General features: G+C 72.0%; 15 protein-coding genes. 1 reads left to right on the forward strand and 14 read right to left on the reverse strand.

All coding sequences use genetic code 11. The annotated features are described in order from the left end of the window. Positions 1-257: 257 nt before the first annotated feature. From ACQP0N_RS27325 to prmC, 4 genes are all read right to left on the reverse strand, one after another. The gene (locus ACQP0N_RS27325; RefSeq protein WP_433115147.1) at positions 258-2,372 is read right to left on the reverse strand and encodes a transglycosylase domain-containing protein; all 2,115 of its coding nucleotides are present in this window, start codon (positions 2,370-2,372) and stop codon (positions 258-260) included. A gap of 106 nt (positions 2,373-2,478) precedes the next feature. Then, complete coding sequence (locus ACQP0N_RS27330; protein ID WP_433115149.1) at positions 2,479-3,090, reverse strand: phosphotyrosine protein phosphatase; 612 nt, start codon at positions 3,088-3,090, stop codon at positions 2,479-2,481. Beyond that, positions 3,091-3,741: an L-threonylcarbamoyladenylate synthase gene (locus ACQP0N_RS27335; RefSeq protein ID WP_355052883.1), complete on the reverse strand. Its 651-nt coding sequence runs from the start codon at positions 3,739-3,741 to the stop codon at positions 3,091-3,093. It lies immediately after the preceding gene. Beyond that, positions 3,741-4,688, reverse strand: coding sequence for a peptide chain release factor N(5)-glutamine methyltransferase (gene prmC, locus ACQP0N_RS27340; protein WP_433115151.1), 948 nt, complete (start codon positions 4,686-4,688; stop codon positions 3,741-3,743). Before prmC ends, ACQP0N_RS27335 begins: the two co-directional genes overlap by 1 nt. Positions 4,689-4,761: 73 nt before the next feature. Between prmC and ACQP0N_RS27345 the strand changes: the two genes are divergently transcribed. After that, positions 4,762-6,309 carry a GGDEF domain-containing protein gene (locus tag ACQP0N_RS27345; protein ID WP_355052851.1) on the forward strand — a complete coding sequence of 516 codons (1,548 nt, stop codon included), beginning with the start codon at positions 4,762-4,764 and terminating at the stop codon, positions 6,307-6,309. 121 nt (positions 6,310-6,430) lie between these two features. Here the strand turns inward: ACQP0N_RS27345 and prfA are convergent, their stop codons facing one another. From prfA to lysA, 10 genes are all read right to left on the reverse strand, one after another. Beyond that, on the reverse strand, positions 6,431-7,519 hold the full coding sequence (prfA, locus tag ACQP0N_RS27350; RefSeq protein ID WP_433115153.1) for a peptide chain release factor 1: 1,089 nt from the start codon (positions 7,517-7,519) through the stop codon (positions 6,431-6,433). Positions 7,520-7,633: 114 nt separating this feature from the next. After that, entirely contained in the window at positions 7,634-7,858 is a 225-nt protein-coding gene (gene rpmE / locus ACQP0N_RS27355; RefSeq protein ID WP_007464546.1) for a 50S ribosomal protein L31, read from the reverse strand. A 421-nt stretch (positions 7,859-8,279) separates the two neighbouring features. Then, a complete protein-coding gene (gene rho / locus ACQP0N_RS27360) occupies positions 8,280-10,415 on the reverse strand; it encodes a transcription termination factor Rho (RefSeq protein WP_433115156.1) in 2,136 nt (711 codons plus the stop codon). Between the two features lie 295 nt (positions 10,416-10,710). Beyond that, on the reverse strand, positions 10,711-11,655 hold the full coding sequence (gene thrB / locus ACQP0N_RS27365; protein ID WP_433115158.1) for a homoserine kinase: 945 nt from the start codon (positions 11,653-11,655) through the stop codon (positions 10,711-10,713). 66 nt (positions 11,656-11,721) lie between these two features. Continuing rightward, positions 11,722-12,966, reverse strand: a complete 1,245-nt coding sequence (locus ACQP0N_RS27370; protein WP_433115160.1) for an MFS transporter — start codon at positions 12,964-12,966, stop codon at positions 11,722-11,724. A gap of 11 nt (positions 12,967-12,977) precedes the next feature. Further along, a complete protein-coding gene (locus ACQP0N_RS27375) occupies positions 12,978-13,793 on the reverse strand; it encodes a polysaccharide deacetylase family protein (RefSeq protein WP_433115161.1) in 816 nt (271 codons plus the stop codon). Between the two features lie 151 nt (positions 13,794-13,944). Further along, positions 13,945-17,226, reverse strand: a complete 3,282-nt coding sequence (locus ACQP0N_RS27380) for an efflux RND transporter permease subunit (RefSeq protein WP_433115163.1) — start codon at positions 17,224-17,226, stop codon at positions 13,945-13,947. A 118-nt stretch (positions 17,227-17,344) separates the two neighbouring features. After that, positions 17,345-18,394, reverse strand: coding sequence for a threonine synthase (gene thrC / locus ACQP0N_RS27385; protein ID WP_357398825.1), 1,050 nt, complete (start codon positions 18,392-18,394; stop codon positions 17,345-17,347). 134 nt (positions 18,395-18,528) lie between these two features. Next, positions 18,529-19,839, reverse strand: a complete 1,311-nt coding sequence (locus tag ACQP0N_RS27390) for a homoserine dehydrogenase (RefSeq protein WP_433121849.1) — start codon at positions 19,837-19,839, stop codon at positions 18,529-18,531. A gap of 8 nt (positions 19,840-19,847) precedes the next feature. Then, a complete protein-coding gene (lysA, locus tag ACQP0N_RS27395; RefSeq protein WP_433115165.1) occupies positions 19,848-21,233 on the reverse strand; it encodes a diaminopimelate decarboxylase in 1,386 nt (461 codons plus the stop codon).

Below are 21,233 nucleotides of genomic sequence, written 5' to 3' on the forward strand. Positions count from 1 at the left end.
CCCCGCCCCGCCCCACCGCGCCGATCTTGCACTTCCTGCTGCCGTTTTGCCGTCTTGGCACCTTAAGTCGCCACCGAAAATGCAAGATCGCCGAGCCCTCACGCCCCACCCACCTGATCACGTCGATCATGGAGTTGTGGTGGCCCACAAAAGGGGCACTGGCGGCTCTAACGCCCACCACAACTCCATGATCGGCGCGGTCAGGGCCGGGCCGGGGCAGGGGCAGGGCCGGGGGCAGGGCGCGGGGTGGGGTGGGGTTAGTTTGTGGTTCGGGCGCCGGTTACCTGGAAGGCGGCGCGTTCGCTTGGCGGGACGAAGTCGCGTACCGGCTGGTCGTGCAGGGCACGGGAGAGGATCTCGCCCACCCCGGTCACCATCCGGGCCTGCACGGCCTGACCGACGGCGTCGCGCGGGTCGTCGGGGTTGGCCGCCATCGAGGCGACCACCAACTGCGGGGTGAAGGCCACCACCGTCTCCGTCTCGTACCGCTCGGAACTGCCGGTCTTGCCGGCCACCGGGCGACCCAGCCGGGAACGCAGATCGGGAGCCGTAGCGCCGTCGCACCGCCCGTACATCGACTGGTCGCCCACCGGGCAGCGGGCCGCGTCCGCCGCCGCCCGGGCCACGTCGGTGTCGAGTACCTGCCGACAGTCCGGCTTGGCGGCATCCACCGGCCGGCCGGCCGAGTCGTTGATCGAGACCACCGGCAGCGGCGCGCACCACGTCCCCTCCGCGGCCACCGTGGCGTACGCCGTCGCCAGGTCCAGCGGGGTCGTCGCGGCAACGCCAAGCGTGAACGGGCCCCAGTCCTTCGCGCCGTAGCGGGCCAGCCGCTCGTCGGAGTCGGCCCGCAGCACGATGCCCAGCCGCTCGGCCATCTCGACCACCCGGTCGGCGCCGACCCGCTCCGTGAGCCAGGCGAAGTAGGTGTTCACCGACCGGCCGAACCCGGTCCACATCGTGCGGGGCCCGTCCATCGCCGACGGACTGGCGTTCGCCGGGCACCAGCGGCCGTCACAGCTACCCGCACCGGTCGCCGGGAAGCTGGTGAGCAGTTGCGTCGGCGCCGTGAACTCGGTCGACAGCGGCATGCCGGATTCCAGCGCGGCCAGCATGGTGAAGAGCTTGAACGTCGAACCGGCCTGATACCCATCGATGGCCCCACCACCGGCCACGAGCTGGTTGACCGTGTTCGGGTGGTTCTTCTGCCCGACCGGGTTGTCCTCGACGCTGTAGTTGCGGTTCACCGACATCGCCAGCACCCGGCCGGTGCCGGGCTGCACCACGGCGGTGGGTACGGCCCGCGCCTCGGTGGGCCGGTAGATGCGCAGGACCTGCTCGGTGGCGGCCTGCTGCACGGCCGGATCCAGCGACGAGACGATGGAGAACCCGCCCCGGCGCAGCGTGCGCTGTCGCTCGTCGGCGCTCGAACCGAACGCCGACTGGCTGCTCCACCAGCGGGTGAACCAGTCGCAGAAGAAACCCCAGTCCGAGTGCCCGTCGGGCACCCCCGTGCAGTCGTTCGGCGTCTCGCTGGGCCGCAACTGCAACGGCTCGGCCTGTGCCGCCGCCGCCGCGTCGGCGGGAACCTGATCCGTCTCGACCAGGCGTTCCAACACGTACGTCCGCCGGTGCAGGGCGCTGTCGGCGTCCCCGTTGATCGGGTCGTCACTGTCCGGCGACCGGACCAGACCGGCCAACAGCGCGGCCTGGGGCAGGGTCAACTCAGCCGGCGAGACCGAGAAGTAGCGTTTGCTGGCCGCCCCGATCCCGTACGCCCCGGCGCCGAAGTAGGCGATGTTGAGGTAGCGGGTGAGGATGTCCTCCTTGCTGAGCTCCCGCTCCAGCGCCAGCGCGTACCGCATCTCCTGGAGCTTGCGGGCGGTGGTGATCTCGGTGGCCGCCTGGCGCTGCCGCTCGGTGAGCCGAGGGTCGCTGCCGAGCACGTTGCGGACGTACTGCATGGTCAGGGTGGAGGCGCCCTGCCGGGTCTTGCCGTCGCGCTTGTTCACCGTGAAGGCACGCACCACACCACGCAGGTCCACCCCACTGTGCTGGTAGAACCGGACGTCCTCGGCGGCCACGATGGCCTGGCGCATCACCGGGGCGACCTCGTGCAGCGGGACGTCCACCCGGTCCTCCTGGTAGAAGGAGGTGATCAGGGTGGTGCCGTCGTTGGCGTAGAGGTTGGAGCGCTGCGCGGTGGGCGGCGTGCGGAGCGTGTTGGGCAGCTCCGAGTACGGCGTGCTGAGGGCGCTGAAGCCGATCCCGAAGACCAGGGCCGCGGGCAGGGCGGCCCCGGCCAGCACCAGTCCGGCCAGCACGCCGGCGATCACCACGGTCAGCAGTTTGTCGAGTCGGGCCCGGATCATCAGCTCTCCCCGCAGGAGCCGGTCACACTAGGACCCGTTCAGAATGACCCGGAACGCCCCTTTCGCCCCTGGTTTTCCCCAAACCCGGAGGAAACTCGCACGGCGCTCAGGGCAGCAGTGCGGCGGCCAGCGGGTGGACCGTCTCCTCGATCTCGTCCGCGACCCGGGTGAAACACTGGTCGCCGCGACCCCAGGGATCGTCGAGATCGTCGGTGGGCAGCGCCGAGGCGCCCAGTCGTTCGTCGTGCGCCGCCGCCACCAGGGCCACGCCACGCGCGTACACCGCCTCCGGGGTCGCCTCGGCCGCCGGCAGCGCGGCGCCGTCCACCGCGGCCAGCAGCCGGCCGAACTCACCCAGCACGAAGGTACGGGCCGCCGCGTCCGGGCGGAGCGCCACCACGTACTCCTGCTGGTCGGCCGTCGCCGTCAGGACCAGGTCAGCGGCGTCGATGTGGTCCGAGCGCAGCTTGCGCGCCGCGAACCCGTCGACGTCACCGCCACGGTCGATGACCTGCCGCGCCGCCGGCGGGTTCATCTCCTCGCCCGCGTGCCAGCCGCCGGTGCCGGCGCTGTGGCTGTGCAGCAGCTCCTCGGCGCCGGCCGGATCCTGCGAACGCCGCGCCAACCGCTCCCGTACCGCGAGGGCCAGCAGTCGCTCGGCCATCGGTGAGCGGCAGATGTTGCCCATGCAGACGTGCAGGACGGTGAACGGGGGCACTCAGGCCCCCTGGTGGACGTCGAGGAGGTCCGGTACGACGTCGCGCAGCTTCTCCAGCGGGATCGCCCCGGCCCGCAGCAACTGCGGCACCTCGCCGGTCAGGTCGACGATCGTGCTCGGCACCGGGTCGGGACAGGGCCCGGCCTCCAGGTAGGCACGCACCGAGTAGCTGAGCTGGTCGCGCGCCTCCTCGGCGGTCACCGCCGCCGGCTGGCCCGTCTTGTTGGCCGAGGAGACCGCCATCGGGCCGGTCTCGCGCAGCACCTCCAGGGCCACCGGATGCAGCGGCATCCGCACCGCCACCGTGCCGGTCTTGTCGCCCAGGTCCCACTGGAGGCTCGGCGAGTGCTCGACCACGATCGTCAGCGCACCCGGCCAGAACGCCTCCACCAGGTCCCGCGCCGCCGAGGGCAGCGAGAAAACCAGGCCGTCCAGGGTGTGCCGCGAACCGATCAGCACCGGCGGGGGCATCTGCCGACCCCGGCCCTTCGCGTCCAGCAGCGCCTTGACCGCGTACGGCGTGAACGCGTCCGCGCCGATCCCGTAGACGGTGTCCGTCGGGAGGACGACCAGTTCGCCGTTCTTGACCGCCTCGATGGCCGCAGCGATGCCGCGGTCCCGATCGGCGGGCGATCGGCAGTCGTAGAGCATCACGAGGAGTCAGTCTGCCACGCCCGCCCGGGCACGGTGTGCTGGCCGTCCGCCCGTCGGGACGCCGTGGCGTACCGGGGCCGGCCGGTGAGGTCCGGATGCTCCGTAACAGCGTCGAAACGGCCGTCCCGGGCGAACAGCTCCGGCACCGCCACGTCGTGCGTGTCGTCGTGCTCGACCCCGATCACGCCGCCGGGTCGCAGCAGCGCCGCCGCCCGGTCGACCACCGGCCGGATCACCGCCAGCCCGTCGGCGCCTCCGAAGACCGCCTCCGCCGGATCATGTGCGGCCACCTCCGGCGGCACCACCACGTCCACGGGCACGTACGGCGGATTGCAGAGCAGCACGTCCACCCGACCCACCAGGCCCTCCAGCAGGTCCGCAGCGGTCACGTCGGCCTCGACCACCTCGATCGGCCGGTCCCCCGCCGCCGCCCGCTCGGCCGCGTTGCGGCGTAACCACGCCAGCGCCGCCGAGGACCGCTCCACCGCGACCACCCGCGCCCCGGGCAGTTCCTGCGCCACCGCCAACGCGATGGCGCCGGTGCCGCTGCACAGGTCCACCACGAGCGGTTCGGATCTGCCCCGGCCCTGCTCGACACCCCATCCGGCCAGCAGTTCCGTCTCCGGGCGGGGCACGAAGACACCCGGACCGACCGCCAGTTCCAGGTGCCGGAAACCCGCCCGACCGGTCAGGTGCTGCAACGGCTCCCGGCCGGCGCGACGCCCGACCAGCTCGTCCAGGCGGGCCAGTTGGGCGTCGTCCAGATCGTCGGCGAGGGCCAGCCGACCCCGGGGGACGTCCAGCACGTACGCCGTCAGCAGTTCGGCCTCCACGCGCGCCGGGCCCACGCCGGCGGCGGCGAGTACGCGGGCCGCCCGCGCCACCGCGGCGGACGGACGGGTGCGGCCTGTCCCTTCGGGGGGGTGTTGCGGCAGAGTGGTCACACGATAATCATGGGGCGTCGCGGGGCGACGCCATGAACGGGTGCGTCGAGGCGCACACGACAGGAGGTTGTGGGTGGGCTGGCTCGACCGGGTCCATGACCAGGTTGACACTCTCTCGCACGCCCGCGCTTTGCAGGAAGCAAGTCGCTCCGCGGAGTCGTACACCCTTCTGGAGCGTGTGATCCGCACCACGTCGGACCCGGCGGCCCGCGCGGACGCCATGGTCCAGCGCCTCTCCGCCTTGATCAATCTCGGTCGGACGGCGGAGTTCACCCGGGCCATCGAGGAGGCGTCGGCGGCCGTCCGCGACCTCGCCGAGCCCTACCTGCACGGGCACCTCAACGCGCTGGCCGCGCTCGCCGCCCACCACCAGGGCGCGCTGGACCGGTGCGTCACCCACCTCGTCAAGGCAGCGCGGGCCCTGAACGCCGTGGACGACCCGGACCGGGACACCGCCTGGGGCTGGCACGACCTGGCGATGGCCTACAGCTACCTCAGCTTCCACGGGTACGCCCTGGGCGCGATCGAACGCGCACGGCAGCTCGGGTTGACCGCCGGGATCCCGGAGGAGACGTTCGCCGCGCCGGGCATCCGGCTGCGCAATGCCGTGGCGCTCGACCACAACGGTGACAGTGACGGTTGCCTGCGCGTGCTGCGCGACGTGGCGACCGACCTGGCCCAGTTCGTCCAGACCGGGCGGGCCGGGCGGCTCCGTCCCAGCAGCCTCGCCGCGTACGGGTACTCGGCGGCCCGGCAGGCCGCGCTCGGCGACACCCTGGAACCGACCGGCGATGCCGTCCCGTCCCGGCTGCTCACCCACGGCGGTGACAGCGCCCGCGCGCGGGACCTGCGGCAACTCGGCATGGTCTGCCTGGCCGTCGCGGACGGTCGGCCGATCGAGGCGGTCGCCCGACTGGACACCATCCGGGTGTCCACGGAGACGCTCGGGGCGGCCGAGCCGGCCCGGCTGCGCAGCATCGCGCTCGCCCGCGCCGGCGACCATTCCGCGGCCCACCGGGCGGACCGGCTGGCGTTCCGACTCGCCGCCCAGCGCAACGACCGGCTGCGCGACGTCTACATCGACGGCATCGCCGCCCGGATCGACCACGAGGAGATGCGTCGCGAGGCGGCCCGGTACGAGGGTGAGGCGTTGACCGACCCGCTCACCGGCCTGCCCAACCGGCGTCGTCTGGAGCGGTACATCACCGCCGTCGTGACCCGGGGCGAGCGGGTCGTCATCGGCGTCTGCGACCTGGACGGCTTCAAGGCGGTCAACACCCGGCACGGCCACCACTCTGGTGACCTGGTCCTGCAACGGATCGCCGGGGTGATCAACCGGGTGATGCGCCGGGGAGACTTCGTGGCCCGCTACGGCGGCGACGAGTTCGTCGTGGTGCTCCCGGACACGGGCATGACCGAGGCCGCCGAGGTGGCCCGCCGGATCGAGGCGGCGGTACGCAACGAGGACTGGGAGTCGCTGGTGCCCGGCACTCCCGTCGGGGTGAGCATCGGCTTCGCCGAGGTCTCCGGCGGTAGCGGGCTGCGCGACGCGCTCAGCGTCGCCTTCGAGCAGGCCGACCGGGAGATGCTACGCGCGAAATCCCGCCCCCGAGCGAGCTGACGACCCCTCCCCCTCCCCCTCCGTCGGGGTCGATCAAGGACTTGTGGTGCCCCACAAAAGGCTCGTGACGGAATAATCCGCGCACCACGATTCCATGATCGGCGGGGCGGGGCGGGGGCCGTTAGCGGCGGGTCAGTTCCGTGTCGCCGGCCAGGCGGGCGGCGCGGTCGGCCTCGGCCAGGGCGTCCAGGACGCCGTCGAGGTCACCGGCGAGCGCCAGGTCCAGGTTGTACGCGGTGTAGCCGATCCGGTGGTCGGTGATCCGGTTCTGCGGGAAGTTGTAGGTGCGGATGCGCTCCGAGCGGTCCACGGTGCGTACCTGCGCCTTGCGGGCGTCCGAAGCGGCGGCGTCGGCCTGCTCCTGGGCGGCGGCGAGCAGCCGGGCCCGCAGGATCCGCATGGCCTGCTCCCGGTTCTGCAACTGGGACTTCTCGTTCTGGCAGGACACGACGATGCCGGTCGGCACGTGCGTGATCCGTACCGCCGAGTCGGTCGTGTTCACCGACTGGCCGCCCGGGCCGGACGAACGGAACACGTCGATGCGCAGGTCGTTCTGGTCGATGGTGACGTCGACGTCCTCGGCCTCCGGCAGCACCAGCACCCCGGCCGCGCTGGTGTGGATGCGGCCCTGCGACTCGGTCACCGGGACGCGCTGCACCCGGTGCACGCCGCCCTCCCACTTGAGCCGCGACCAGACACCGTTGCCGCCGTCCGGCACACCCTTGGTCTTGATCGACAGCGAGACGTCCTTGACCCCGCCGAGGTCGGAATCCTGAGCGTCGATCACCTCGGTGATCCAGCCGTGCCGCTCGGCGTACCGGGTGTACATCCGCAGCAGGTCGCCGGCGAACAGCGCCGACTCCTCGCCGCCCTCACCGGCCTTGATCTCGACGATCACGTCCTTGGCGTCGTGCGGGTCGCGCGGGATGAGCAACTCGGCGAGGCGCTCCTCCAGAGCCGGCAGGGACGCCGCGATGGAGTCCGCCTCAGCGGCGAAGGACGGGTCCTCGTCGACCAGCTCACGGGCTGCGGCCAGGTCGGAGCGGGCCTGCTCCAGCTCGCCGGCGGCCTTGTGCAGCGGCACCAGCTCGGCGTACCGGCGACCCACCCGGCGCGCGGTGGCCTGGTCGGCGTGGATGGCCGGGTCGGCCAGCCGCTTCTCCAGCTCCGCGTACTCGTCGAGGAGTCCGGCCAGACGCTCGCTGCTCATGCTGCGGATGCTCCTTCGACGATGCGGCACCGGGAGGGCCAAGGGTGTTGACGGGCGAAACGCGGACGGCGCCCGCGTCCGGTACAAAACCGGACACGGGCGCCGAACGGGGAGTTACTTGGCCTTCTTGGCCTGAACCTTGGCGTACTTCTGCTGGAACTTCGCGACCCGACCGGCGGTGTCGAGAACGCGCTGCTTACCGGTGTAGAACGGGTGGCAGGCGCTGCAGGTCTCGACGTGGATCGCCCCGCCCTTGGCGGTGCTGCGGGTCGTGAACGTGTTACCGCAGGAGCAGCTGACCTCGGTGGTCACGTACTCCGGGTGGATGTTTGCCTTCATCTCGCCTCGGTCCTCTCGTTGGTGGTCGCCGGGTCGCCGTCATCACTCGTCGCGCCGTACGCGACGGGCTCGGGCGTGAACCGGAACCGGTGTGGCCGATTGACCAGTGTGCCATGGGCCTGAGCCAGCCCGGCAAGCGGGCCGCACACCTCGTCCGGGATCGTCAACACGTGCCTCCCCGTCCTCATTCCCGCCGCCCGGCCGGACATTCGCTCCGCCGTCGGGTACCCCGCCGGGGGTACGGCGCCGCCCCTCACCCGCCCCCTCCGGCCTCCCCCTCCGCCACCTTTGCTCTGCTTCAGCAGAGCAAAGGACGTGTGGAGCACAGGTGGGGTGGGACGGCGTGGCTTGAGGCGGGAACGAAGAGAGGCGCGGCCATTACGGCCGCGCCTCTCTTCGTCGGTCGGTCACCGACGGAGGGTCACTCCCCCGGCGTCGACTTCGCGATCTGCATCAGGAACTCGATGTTGGTGCGGGACTGCTTGAGACGGTCCAGAAGCAGGTCCATCGCCGCCTGCGAGTCCAGCGAGTGCAGCACCTTGCGGAGCTTGTGGATGATGGCCAGCTCCTCGGGCGCGAGCAGGACCTCTTCCTTACGGGTGCCGGACGGGTTGATGTCGATGGCCGGGAAGGTCCGCTTGTCGGCGATCTTCCGGTCCAGCTTCAGCTCCGCGTTACCGGTGCCCTTGAACTCCTCGAAGATGACCGTGTCCGCCATCGAACCGGTCTCCACCAGCGCCGTGGCGATGATGGTCAGGGAGCCGCCGTTCTCGATGTTGCGGGCCGCGCCGAGGAAACGCTTCGGCGGGTAGAGCGCGGTGGAGTCGATACCACCCGACATGATCCGGCCGCTGGCCGGCGCCGCCAGGTTGTACGACCGACCGAGCCGGGTCACCGAGTCGAGCAGCACGACGACGTCGTGCCCCAGCTCGACCAGACGCTTGGCCCGCTCGATGGCCAGCTCCGCCACCGTGGTGTGGTCCTGCGGCGGACGGTCGAACGTGGCCGCGATGACCTCGCCCTTGATCGACCGCTGCATGTCGGTGACCTCTTCGGGCCGCTCGTCGACCAGCACCACCATGAGGTGGCACTCCGGGTTGTTGCGGGTGATCGCGTTGGCGATCGCCTGCAGCACCATCGTCTTACCCGCCTTGGGCGGAGACTGGATGAGCGCCCGCTGGCCCTTGCCGATCGGCATGACCAGGTCGATGACCCGGGTGGTCAGGATGTGCGGCTCGGTCTCCAACCGCAGGCGCTCCTGCGGGTAGAGCGGCGTGAGCTTGTAGAACTCGGGCCGACGCCGCGCCTCCTCCGGCTCCATCCCGTTGATCGTGTCCAGCCGCATCAGCGGGTTGTACTTGTCCCGCCGCTGGTCGCCGCTGTTGCCGCCCTCGCGGGCCGCCCGCACGGCGCCGGTGATCGCGTCACCGCGACGCAGGCCGTACTTCTTGATCTGGGACATCGAGACGTACACGTCGTTCGGGCCGGCCAGGTAGCCGGTCGTCCGTACGAAGGCGTAGTTGTCGAGCACGTCGATGATGCCGGCCACGGGGACGAGCACCTCGTCGTCGCCGACCTGCGGCTCACGGCCGCCGCCGGTGTCCCCGCCGGTCTCGCCGCGCTCGCCACGACCACGCCGACGGTCCCGGAAGCGGCTGCGCCGGCCACGCCGACCGCCGCCCTCGCCGTCCTCGTCGTCGCTGTCGCGCTCGACGCGCTGACCACGGTCGTTGCGGTCGGCGCGCTCCGAACGGTCGTTGCGCTCGCCCCGATCGTTGCGGTCGTTGCGGTCGTTGCGCTCGCCCCGCTCGGCACGATCGCTGCGGTCGTTGCGCTCGGCACGCTCACCCCGATCGGAGCGCTCGCCCCGATCGTTGCGCTCGGCCCGCTCGCTCCGATCGTTACGGTCGCCCCGCTCAACACGGTCGCCCCGCTCAGCACGCTCGCCCCGATCGTTGCGGTCGCCCCGCTCGGCACGGTCGCCCCGGTCGTTGCGCTCGGCACGCTCGGCACGCTCGCCCCGGTCGGAGCGGTCGTTGCGCTCGGCACGGTCACGACGGTTCTCGCCACGCTCGGAACGCTCGCCGCTCTCGACCTCGTCGGTGCGCGCCTCGGCGCCACGCGGCTCGGAGGTGCCGACCTCGGAGGTACGGGCCTCCGCGGCAGCGGTCCGGCTGCGCCGCGAACGACTGCGGCTCTCGGTCTCGGTGGCCGGCTCGGCCGGCGCCTGGTCGGTGCTGCGACCCTCGGCCGCCGGGCGGTCCACGGTCTCCCGCACCTCCTCACGGGCCGGAGCGGCCGCCGCGGCGACCTCGGCCCGCGGTCGAGGGGTTCCGGCGGCGTTGCCGCCCTGCCGCTCGGAGATCGCGGCGATCAGCTCACCCTTACGCATGCGAGCAGTGCCGGAGATGCCGAGCGACGCGGCCAGGCTCTGCAGCTCTGGCAGCAGCATCGCCGACAGACCGGTACCGCTGCGCCGACGACGGGCGGGAGCGGCAGCGGTGGCATCGCCAGCGACGTTGGAAACATCCGACGTCACGTCGGTGGTGTCGCTCAATGGATTCCTTCCCTCGATAAGGCCGGGACTGCCCGGAGTCGGAGCTCAGGTGGCCGGGCGGCCTCGGTTCACCCGCCTCGCAAGGACGCGTCGCGGGAGTCTGTGACACAGCAGCCGGTGGTTTCCCGACCCACCAAACGTCGGTGGGTAGGTCTCGCCGTCTGCGGCGACCTGTGGAAACTGCGGTGCGGCGTGGGCCTTGGCAGGGGTGACGGGCTGACCGCCGAGAGCTTCGGGGGTGCGCCGCCCCGCAGGAGATCGCGTGCTTCGCGGCTGTGCTAGGTCTAGAGCGTAATCAACTCTTCCGACCTGCGGCAACAGGGTCCCGCTCGGCGTGTCCAAGTCTACCCCGGGCGACCCGTGCGCCGCTGACGTCTATCGGTAACTTCCAGATCTGCCAGTCTGTTCCCGCGTCGAAGCCCGCTGGCGGCTCGCCGAACGCCAGCACGCTGGGCCCGGCCCCGGAGACCACAGCCGCCACACCCGCCTCTCGCAGCGCGCTGACCAGCGACGACGTGCCCGGCATCCCGGGCGCGCGGTAATCCTGGTGCAGCCGGTCGACGGTGGCCGGCATCAGCAGCGCCGGGTCCGTGGTGAGCGCGTGCACCAGCAACGCCGCCCGTCCCGCGTTCAACGCGGCGTCGGCGTGGGGCACGGTGGCCGGCAGGGCCGCCCGCGCGGTCGCGGTCAGGCCGCGCTCGGAGGGCACGAAGACAGTCGGTCGTACGGCGTCGGCGACCGGGAGGGACACCGCACGAGCGCCGTCCGTCCCGGTCCAGGCCAGCGTGAAGCCGCCGAGCAGGCACGGCGCGACATTGTCCGGATGGCCCTCGATCTCGGCGGCCAGCCGGAGGAGAGCGGGCTCGTCAAGCCGCTCTTCGCCGTCGGCGACCAGGGCACTGGCCAGCAGCACCCCGGCCACGATGGCAGCCGACGACGAGCCGAGGCCGCGCGCCTGCGGTATCCGGTTGACGCACTCCACGCTCAGGCCCGTGGGCTGCGCGCCGAGGACGTCGAACGTGGCACGCATGGCCCGCACCACCAGGTGCTGGTCGTCGGCCGGCAGCTCACCGGCGCCCTGACCGGTCACCGTCACCTGGACCCCGCCCGACGACACCTCGGCGGCCAGGTCGTCGTAGAGCCCGAGGGCGAGCCCCAGCGCGTCGAAGCCCGGACCCAGGTTGGCACTCGTCGCGGGAACCCGGACCCGGACCGGCCCGGCGGTGAAGTTCGTCGGCACGCGCTCATGCTAGGACCCGACACCGACGATCCGGCCGCTCGCCCGCACCGTGGGACCGGCCGGGTGTCATCCGGCAGCGTCGGAGACGGGTTCGGCGGACGGGTCGGTCAACGAGAGACGACGGGTGGCGATCCGCCAGCCGACCGCGTACACGACGGTGACCAGCCCGCAGCCGGCCAGCACCACCCGCTCGTCCACCACGTCCACGACCAGGGCCACCGCCAGTTGACTCACCGAGATGGCCAGTGTCGCGAGCATCATGTCGGTGGCGAACACGCGTCCGCGCAGCCGGTCCGGCACCTCGCCCTGGAGGGCGAAGTTCGACATCACCCAGTTGCTGCCGCCCGCGAAGTGCGCCACGAACACCAGCAGCAGCACCAGCGGGAACCAGCGGACGATCGACACCCCCACATAGGACAGACCGTAGAGCGACATGGACAGCGCGAGTCCGGGCAGCAGCCAGGCCCGGTTGGTCAACACCCGACGCATCAGGATGGGCCCGACCAACGCACCCGCGCCGCGTACCGCGAAGAGCAGACCGGCACCCAACGAACCGACCCCGTACATGCCGGCGAGCAGCGGAAACACGGTCAGCACGCCGTTGCCCAGGCCGACCGCCGACTTGACCGTCACCAGCGCCAGCACGCGAGGTCGGTGCCCGATGTAGCCGAGCGCCTCGCGGACCGCCGACCAGGTCCGCTGCGCCGGCAACAACGGGTCGCGGGCCACCTGCAACGGCCGGCGGATCCGCGTGGCGAGGCCCGCGGCAACCGCCAGGCCCGCCGCCGCCACCCAGAAGCAGGCGTACGGGCCGGCGGCCGAGCTGAGCACTCCACCCAGCGAGGCCCCCACCACCGTCATGGTGCCCCAGGCCGAGCCGGCCACGGCGTTCCCGGCGGCCAGCTCGTGCGGCTCCAGCACGTTGGGCAGCGCGGCTTGCGCGGCGGGCGAGTAGAACGCCTTGGCGACCGCGACGGCCCCGATCGCCACCAGCGCCAACCAGGCCGTGCCACGGTCGCGGACACCGAGCAGCAGCAACACACCGGCCAGCGCGGCCACGTTCGCGACAATCATGATCTTGCGCCGGTCGAACCGGTCGGCGATGGTGCCGGTGTACGGCAGCAGCAGCGCCACGATGCCGGTGTCCACCGCCAGCACCAGGGCGCCCCAGACGCCGCTTCCCGTCAGGTGGGGCAGCAGCACCAGCAGCGGCACCATGACGAACCAGTCGGCCCCGAAGACCACCAGCTCGGCGAGGAAGAGGTTGCGGAAGCTCCGATTGCCGGTAAGGACCGAAAGGGTGGACGCCACGGACCGGCACCCTACCCGGTGGGCGTGGGGGCTACACCCGCTCCCAGCAGCGACGAGACGGTGACGAAGGTGTATCCGCGCTCCCGGAGCCCGCGAATCATGTCGGGGAGGCCGCGCAGCGCGACCAGCCGCCGCCGCTGACCGACGTCGTGCCCGAGCAGGATCGTCCCGGGCCGGACGCCTTCCACGATCCGACGGGCATGACCGGCCGGGTCGTCGGGAAACTCCCGCTCCACCATCTGCGACGACCAGAGCACCAGCCGGTAGTTCAACCGGGCGGCCGCGTGCAGCACCGCCCCGCCCAGGTGACCGTACGGCGGGCGGACCAGGCGGGGGGCCCGGCCCGTCACGTCGGTGATCACGTCGTGGGTGCGGCTCAGGTCGTCGTACGCCTCGGCGGCGTCCAGCTGGGCGAGGTCCCGGTGCGCCCAACTGTGATTGCCGACCTCGTGCTCGCCGAGCCGGTCGCGTACGAGATCGGGGTGCTTACGGACCTGGCTGCCGACCAGGAAGAACGTGGCGGGCACCCGGTGCTGGGCGAGGGTGTCCAGCACCATGGGCGTCCACTGTGGCGCCGGGCCGTCGTCGAAGGTGAGCGCGACCAGCCGCTGGGTGGTCGATCCCGACCAGACGACCGGCAGGACGCCTGCGCCGACGTCCTGCGCCCCGTTGCCGACGGTGGCGCTGGCCGGGCCGCCGGCGAGCGGCAGCCGCCGGTGGGACAACCAGACGTCCGTGACACCCGCCCCGGCGGCCGCTCCGGTCACCACCAGGGCGCTTCGGCGCAGCAGGTCGCGCCGGGACCACCCGCGCGCGCCCTCGGTCATCCGCCTGCCCCGCTCGTCACCGCCGACATCTACCAGGAGTATGCAAGAAGTGACGCAAAGCTGAGGTCAGGTCGTTCGATCGGTGTGCGCACAACGAGCAGCGCCCCCGACAGGAAAGCCTGCCGGGGGCGCTGCCCGCGATGTCGATCGACTACTCGGTCGGCTCCGACGGGGGCAGCGGCGACCTGCGGCTACGGGGCAGCCGCAGCACCTCGAACTGGTCCGTGCCATCCACCAGCGCACCGGACGGCGCGGGGCGCGCCGCCGACGGCTGCGCGCTCTCGTCCGACGCCGCCGCCGGTGCGCCCGTCGGCACCGCCACCTGGTTCGGGCCGTCCGGCTCGACGGTCTCCGGCCCGCTCGGCACGGCGTCGCCGGAGCGCCGCCGTTGACGCCGCTCCCGCAGCGACTCCTTGGTGTGCTCCACCATCGAGTAGAGCGTCGGCACCAGGACCAGCGTCAGCAGCGTCGAGCTGAGCAGGCCGCCGATCACCACGACCGCCAGCGGCTGGGAGATGAAGCCGCCCTCGCCGGTCAACCCGAAGGCCATCGGCAGCAGCGCGAAGATCGTCGCGACCGCGGTCATCAGGATCGGTCGCAGCCGACGCCGGCCGCCCTCGACCACCGCCTCCTGGACTCCCATGCCCCGCGCCCGGTACTGGTTGATCAGGTCGAGCAGCACGATCGCGTTGGTCACCACGATGCCGACCAGCATCAGCACACCGATCAACGCCGGCACGCCCAGCGGCGTACCGGTGATCAGCAGCAGACCGATCGCGCCGGTGGACGCGAACGGGATGGAGATCAGCAGGATCAACGCCTGGGTGAGGCTGCGGAACGTGGCCACCATGATCAGGAACACGATCGCGATGGCGACGAGCACCGCCAGGCCCAGGTCGCCGAAGGCGTCCGACTGGTCGGCGCTGACTCCACCGATGGTGAAGGTCGCTCCCGGGACGTCGATGCCGTCGAGCCGCTTCTGCAGCTCCTTCGTGGTAGCGCCCAGGTTGGAACCGGTCGCCGCGCCGGTCACCGAGACGCTGCGCTCACCGTCGATCCGGGTCACCTGCTGCGGTCCCTCGGCCTGCGTGACGTCCGCGATGTCGTCGAGCTTCACCGGCCCGACCGGAAGGGCACGCAGCTCCTCCACCGACACCGGAGCGGTCGCGCTCAGCCGCAGCACCACGTCCTGCTGACGCCCGTCGAGCGCCACCTGACCCAGCGGAGCGCCACGGAACGCCTGCGACACGAGCTGGCCCACGGCGGCCTCGGTGAGGCCGACCCGACCGGCCGCGACCCGGTCGACGGTCACGTCCACCCGCGGCACGCGCGCGGCGAGGCTCGTGGTGACGTCCTCGACGTCCGGGACGTCGTCCATCGCCGTACGGGCCGCCTCGGTGGCGCGGGTCAGCGCCTCCGGGTCGCTGGCCTGGACGATCACCTCCAGCTGACTGGTCGACGCGTCCTGGCCACCCCCGAAGCTGACCTCGCCCACGCTGGTGCCGAGCTTGTCGAACTCCCGGCGCAGCTCCTCGCGTACCTGCTTGGCGTCCTTGTCGCCGCCGAGCGCCAACGACCAGCTCGCGACGTTGTTGCCGCCGCCGCCCGCCCATGGGTTGTCGCCGCCACCGGCCGTCACCTGGTACGTCTCGACCCCGTCGATCCGGCCGAGGACCGCCTCGACCTGCTTGGCCGCCGCGTCGGTGGCGGCCAGACCGCTGCCGGCCGGCAGCTCCTGCCGGAAGCTGAGCGTGTCCTGGCCGGAGTCGTCCAGGAAGTTCGTCTCCAGCTTCTGCGCCAGCCCCAAGGTGGCGAAGAGCACCAGCAGGCCGAGCCCGACGGTGATCCAGCGGGTCGACCGCTTACGGGTGGCGAAGCCGATCACCGGCAGGTACGCCCGCTGCAACGGGTTGTGCAGCTCCTTCTCCTCCGCGTCACGACGCACCGCCTCGTCGTCGACGGTGCCGCCACGCGGCTTGAGGAACCAGTACGCCAGCACCGGGATCACCGTCAGCGAGACCAGCAGCGAGGCGAGCAGGGCCACCGTCACGGTGATCGCGAACGGCGCGAAGAGCTGCCCCACGAACCCACCGACCAGCGCGATCGGGGCGAACACCGCGACCGTGGTGAGGGTGGACGCGGTCACCGCGCCGGCCACCTCACGGACGCCGGTGATGATCGCGTGCTGCTTCTCCTCGCCGTACTCCAGATGGCGTTTGATGTTTTCCAGCACGACAATCGAGTCGTCCACCACCCGGCCCACCGCGATGGTCAGCGCGCCGAGGGTGAGCAGGTTGAGCGAGTAGTCGCCGATCCAGAGGGCGATCAGCGCCACCAGCACGGAGAGCGGGATGGAGACCGCGGTGACCACGGTCGAGCGCACCGACAGCAGGAAGACCAGGATGACGATGACCGCCATCACGAGGCCCAGCAGGCCCTCGGTGGTCAACGACTCGATCGACTTCTCCACGAACGGCGCCTGGTCGAACACCACCGTCAGGTCCGCGCCGGAGGCGCTCTTCAGGTCGGCCAGCCGGTCGCGGATCTCGTGGGAGATCTCCACCGCGTTGCCGTCCGGCGAAGCGGTGACGGCGATACCGAGGCTGTCCTTGCCGTTGGTCCGGGTGATCGCGGTGGCCGGGGCGAGCTGCTGCTCGACCGTCGCCACGTCACCGAGGCGCACCGGCGCCGCGCCCGGCGCGACGACGATGCCGCGTAGGTCGTCCACGGTGGCGACCGGCGTTCCGACCTGCACGGGCAGGGCCAGCCCCCCGGAGGTCACCGCGCCGGCCGGGATGGAGACGCCGTTGGTCTTCAGGGCGGCGCCGATCGCGGTCGGCGCGAGCTTCGCCGCGGCCAGTTTCGCCGGGTCCGGGGTGACCACCACGACGTCGTCGCGGGTGCCGGTCACCTCGACCGTACGGACGCCCTCGATGCCCTCCAGCTCCGGCACCACCGTCGCGCGCAGCTTCTCGGCGAGCGCCCGCTCGTCCGCGCCGCCGGCCGCGGCCAGCACCACCGCCGGCAGGTCGTCGGTGCTGCCCGCGATGACCTGCGGGTCGACGCTGTCCGGCAACTGGGCGTCGATCCGGCTCAGCGCGGTCTGCATCTTGTTGACCACGTCGTCCAGGTCGGTGCCGAACTCGTACTCGACCTGGACCGTGGCCGACCCCTCGCGGGACGTGGAGGTGACCTTGTCCAGCCCCGGAATGCCCTGCAGGGCGTTCTCGATCGGCTCGGTCACCTGCGACTCGACGATCTCGGGTCCGGCGCCGGGGTAGGCGGCCACGATGAACGCGGCCGGGAACTCGAGCGACGGCAGCAGTTGCTGCTTCAGCGACGGCACGGCGAACGCTCCGAACGCCGTGGTCACCACCGCGATGAGGGCAACCAGCCCTCGGTTGGCGAGGCTGAATCTGGCGAGCAGCGACATCGGCCTGGCTCACTCCTGAAAGAGAATGCGGGCGGGGATACCTGAAAGTGTGCCGGACTCGATCACCGGAACCCCCGCCGCCCCCGGGGGCGGCCCACCGCCGGCGGCGGCGACGCTCTCAGGCCAGGTCGAGGGCCCGGGCCGCGGCCAACGGATCGTTGCCGATGGTGAGCGGGGCGGGCGCGGTGGAGATCGCCCACTCGGGGTCCTTCAGACCGTGACCGGTCACCGTGCAGACCACCGTCGAACCGGCCGGCACCGCGCCCGCCGCAGCCTGCTGGAGCAGGCCGGCCACGCTGGCCGCGCTGCCCAGCTCGACGAACACGCCCACCTCACGGGCGAGCAGCCGGTACGCCGACAGGATCTCCCGGTCGGTCACCGCCGCGATGAGGCCGCCGGAGGCTTCCCGGGCGTCGAGCGCCTTCGTCCAGCTCGCCGGGTTGCCGATCCGGATCGCGGTGGCGATGGTGGACGGCTCCGGCACCACCTGGCCGGTCACGATCGGCGCCGCGCCGGACGCCTGGAAGCCGTACATCTTGGGCGCGCGGGTGGTGACGCCGGCGGCCTGCTCCTCCGAATACCCCATCCAGTACGCGGAGATGTTGCCCGCGTTGCCGACCGGCAGGCAGTGGATGTCCGGCGCGTCGCCGAGCGCCTCGACGATCTCGAACGCGGCCGTCTTCTGCCCGTGCAGGCGGTCGATGTTGACCGAGTTGACCAGCGCGACCGGGTGGTCCTGGGCGAGCTTGGCGGCGAGCGCCAGGCAGTCGTCGAAGTTGCCGCTGACCTGGAGCAGCTTCGCACCGTGCACCAGCGCCTGGGCCAGCTTGCCCAGCGCGATCTTGCCCTGCGGCACCAGCACCGCGCAGGTCAGTCCGGCCCGGGCCGCGTACGCCGCGGCGGAGGCGCTGGTGTTGCCGGTGGAGGCGCAGATGATCGCCTTGTTGCCGGCCTCGACCGCCTTCGACACCGCGAGGGTCATCCCCCGGTCCTTGAAGGAGCCGGTCGGATTGGCCCCCTCCACCTTCAGGTAGACGTCACAACCCAGCCGGGCCGAGAGCACGGGCGCCGGCAGCAGCGGGGTGTTCCCCTCGTGCAACGTGACGACCGGCGTGGCCGCGGTGACGGGCAGCCGATCCCGGTACGCCTCGATCAGACCCCGCCACATGTCAATCTCCTCGCTTTACCGCAGCTCCGACCCGAGCACCAGGTCACCCTGGACCACCCTGCCGCAGCCATCGATGGCACACCCCGGGTTACCCACCTGGCGGGACGCCCGAGCCGCCCTGATGGTCCAACGACTCAGGCGCCACCCTCGACCCGCAGCACACTCGTCACCGACCGGACGATGTCCAGACCGCGCAGCTCGCCGACGGTCGCGGCGAGCGCGGCGTCCGGTGCCACGTGGGTGACGATGACCAGCTCGGCGTCGCCGTCGCGGCCGGGAGCGCCACCGGCCGAGCCCTGGCGCACGGTCGCGATCGACACGTCGTGCCGGGCGAACACGCTCGCCACGGCGGCCAGCACACCCGAGCGGTCGGCCACGTCCAGGCTGACGTGGTAGCGGGTCAGCGCCTCGCCCATCGGCCGCACCGACAGGTCGGCGTACGCGCTCTCGCTGGCCGCGCGGACACCGGCGAGCCGGTTGCGGGACACCGCCACCACGTCGCCGAGCACCGCGCTGGCGGTCGGCGCGCCGCCCGCGCCCCGGCCGTAGAACATGAGCTGCCCGGCCGCGTCCGCCTCGACGAAGACCGCGTTGAACGCGTCGCCGACGCTGGCCAGCGGATGGCTACGCGGGATCATCGCCGGGTGCACCCGGACGCTGACCGTCTCCTGACCGGTCGTGTCGACGCCCCGGGCCGCGATGCAGAGCAGCTTGATCGTGCAGCCCATCGCCTGGGCGCTGGCCATGTCCGCGGCGGTCACCTCGGTGATGCCCTCGCGGTGCACGTCGGCGGCGCCGACCCGGGTGTGGAACGCCAGCGAGGCGAGGATCGCGGCCTTCGCCGCGGCGTCGAAGCCCTCCACGTCGGCGGTGGGGTCGGCCTCGGCGTACCCCAGCTCGGTGGCCTCTTCCAGGGCCTCGGCGAAGCCGGCGCCGGTGGCGTCCATCGCGGAGAGGATGAAGTTGGTGGTGCCGTTGACGATGCCGGTGACCCGGTTGATCCGGTCGCCGTGCAGCGACTCGCGCAGCGGGCGCAGCAACGGGATGGCGCCGGCCACGGACGCCTCGTAGTAGAGGTCCCCGCCGCCCTCGGCGGCCGCCTCGTGCAGCGCGACGCCGTCCTCGGCGAGCAGCGCCTTGTTGGCGGTGACCACGCTCTTGCCGGCGCGCAGCGCCTCGACCAGCCAACTGCGGGCCGGCTCGATCCCGCCGACCACCTCGATGACCACGTCCACGTCGTCGCGCTTGATCAGCCCGAGCGCGTCGGTGGTGAACAGGCTCTCGTCGATCGGCAGGTCACCGCGGTCGCGGCCGAGTCGGCGGACGGCGATGCCGGCGATCTCCAGTGGAGCGCCGATGCGGGCGGCCAGGTCGGCCGACTGCTCGTGCAGCAGCCGGACCACCTCCTGGCCGACCGTGCCGCAGCCGAGCAGAGCCAAGCGCACAGGTGACGTCATCCCACATCCAATGCCAGCAGGTCCTCTTCGGTCTCCCGCCGGACGATCAGGCGCGCCTGGCCGTCACGTACCGCGACGACCGGCGGCCGGGGCACATGGTTGTAGTTGCTGGCCATGCTCCGGCAGTACGCGCCGGTGCCGGGCACCGCGACAAGATCTCCGGGCTGCACGTCGGCGGGCAGGAATTCATCCTTCACCACGATGTCCCCGGACTCACAGTGCTTTCCCACCACGCGGGCGAGCAACGGCGCCGCGTCCGAGGCGCGCGAGGCCAGGGTCGCCGAGTACGAGGCGTCGTAGAGGGCGGTACGGATGTTGTCGCTCATCCCGCCGTCCACGCTCACGTACGTCCGGATGCCGTCGAGGTCCTTGACCGTGCCGACCTCGTAGAGGGTGAACACGGCCGGCCCGACGATGGCCCGGCCCGGCTCGATCGACAGGTGCGGGACGGCCAGGTTCTCGGCCGCGCACTCCGAGTCGACGATCTTGCGCAGCCGCTTGGCCAGGTCCTGCGGGGCCGCCGGGTCGTCCTGGGTGGTGTACGCGATACCGAAGCCGCCGCCCAGGTCCAGCTCGGGAAGCTCCACCCCCCGGGCGTCACGGATCTGCGCCTGCAGGGCGAGCACCCGACGGGCCGACACCTCGAAGCCGCTGGCGTCGAAGATCTGCGACCCGATGTGCGAGTGCAGGCCGCGCAGCTCCAGCACGTCCTCGTCGAGGATCTTGAACGCGGCGTTGGCCGCCGCTCCCCCGGCCAGGGAGAAGCCGAACTTCTGGTCCTCGTGGGCGGTCGCGATGAACTCGTGGGTGTGCGCCTCGACGCCGACCGTCACCCGGACCAGCACCCGGGGCCGGACGCCGCGCTCGCGGGCCAGCGCGGTCAGCCGGTCGATCTCGGTGAACGAGTCGACGATGATGCGGCCGACCCCGGCGTCGAGCGCCCGGCCCAGCTCGGCGACCGACTTGTTGTTGCCGTGGAAGCCGATGCGCTCCGGCGGCATCCCGGCCGACAGCGCGGTGGCCAGCTCGCCGCCGGTGCAGACGTCCAGGTGCAGCCCCTCCTCGGCGATCATCCGGACCACCGCCCGGCAGAGGAACGCCTTGCCCGCGTAGTAGACGTCCTCGGTCGGGAAGGCCGCCCGGAAGTCGCGGCAGCGCGAGCGCAGGTCGGCCTCGTCGAGGACGTACACCGGGGTCCCGAACTCGGCCGCGATGTCGCGGACGCTCAGGCCCGCGACGGCGACCGCGCCGTCCGCGCCGCGCGTCACCGACCGCGGCCACAGCGCCGGCACGAGGGCGTTGACGTCGACCGGGGTACGCAGCCAGGCCGGCCCCTGGTTGCTGATGTCGGCGTGCAGCGCGCCGGCCTCGTGAGCCCGCAT

The sequence above is a fragment of the Micromonospora sp. CA-246542 genome, from assembly GCF_050942905.1.
Classification (GTDB): domain Bacteria; phylum Actinomycetota; class Actinomycetes; order Mycobacteriales; family Micromonosporaceae; genus Micromonospora.

Coding starts and splice junctions, on each gene's coding strand:
- ACQP0N_RS27325 (WP_433115147.1), bottom strand. CDS start 2,372: ATGATCCGGGCCCGACTCGACAAACTGCTGACCGTGGTGATCGCCGGC.
- thrC (WP_357398825.1), bottom strand. CDS start 18,394: ATGTGGCGGGGTCTGATCGAGGCGTACCGGGATCGGCTGCCCGTCACC.
- ACQP0N_RS27335 (WP_355052883.1), bottom strand. CDS start 3,741: ATGCTCTACGACTGCCGATCGCCCGCCGATCGGGACCGCGGCATCGCT.
- ACQP0N_RS27375 (WP_433115161.1), bottom strand. CDS start 13,793: ATGACCGAGGGCGCGCGCGGGTGGTCCCGGCGCGACCTGCTGCGCCGA.
- rpmE (WP_007464546.1), bottom strand. CDS start 7,858: ATGAAGGCAAACATCCACCCGGAGTACGTGACCACCGAGGTCAGCTGC.
- ACQP0N_RS27380 (WP_433115163.1), bottom strand. CDS start 17,226: ATGTCGCTGCTCGCCAGATTCAGCCTCGCCAACCGAGGGCTGGTTGCC.
- prfA (WP_433115153.1), bottom strand. CDS start 7,519: ATGAGCAGCGAGCGTCTGGCCGGACTCCTCGACGAGTACGCGGAGCTG.
- lysA (WP_433115165.1), bottom strand. CDS start 21,233: ATGCGGGCTCACGAGGCCGGCGCGCTGCACGCCGACATCAGCAACCAG.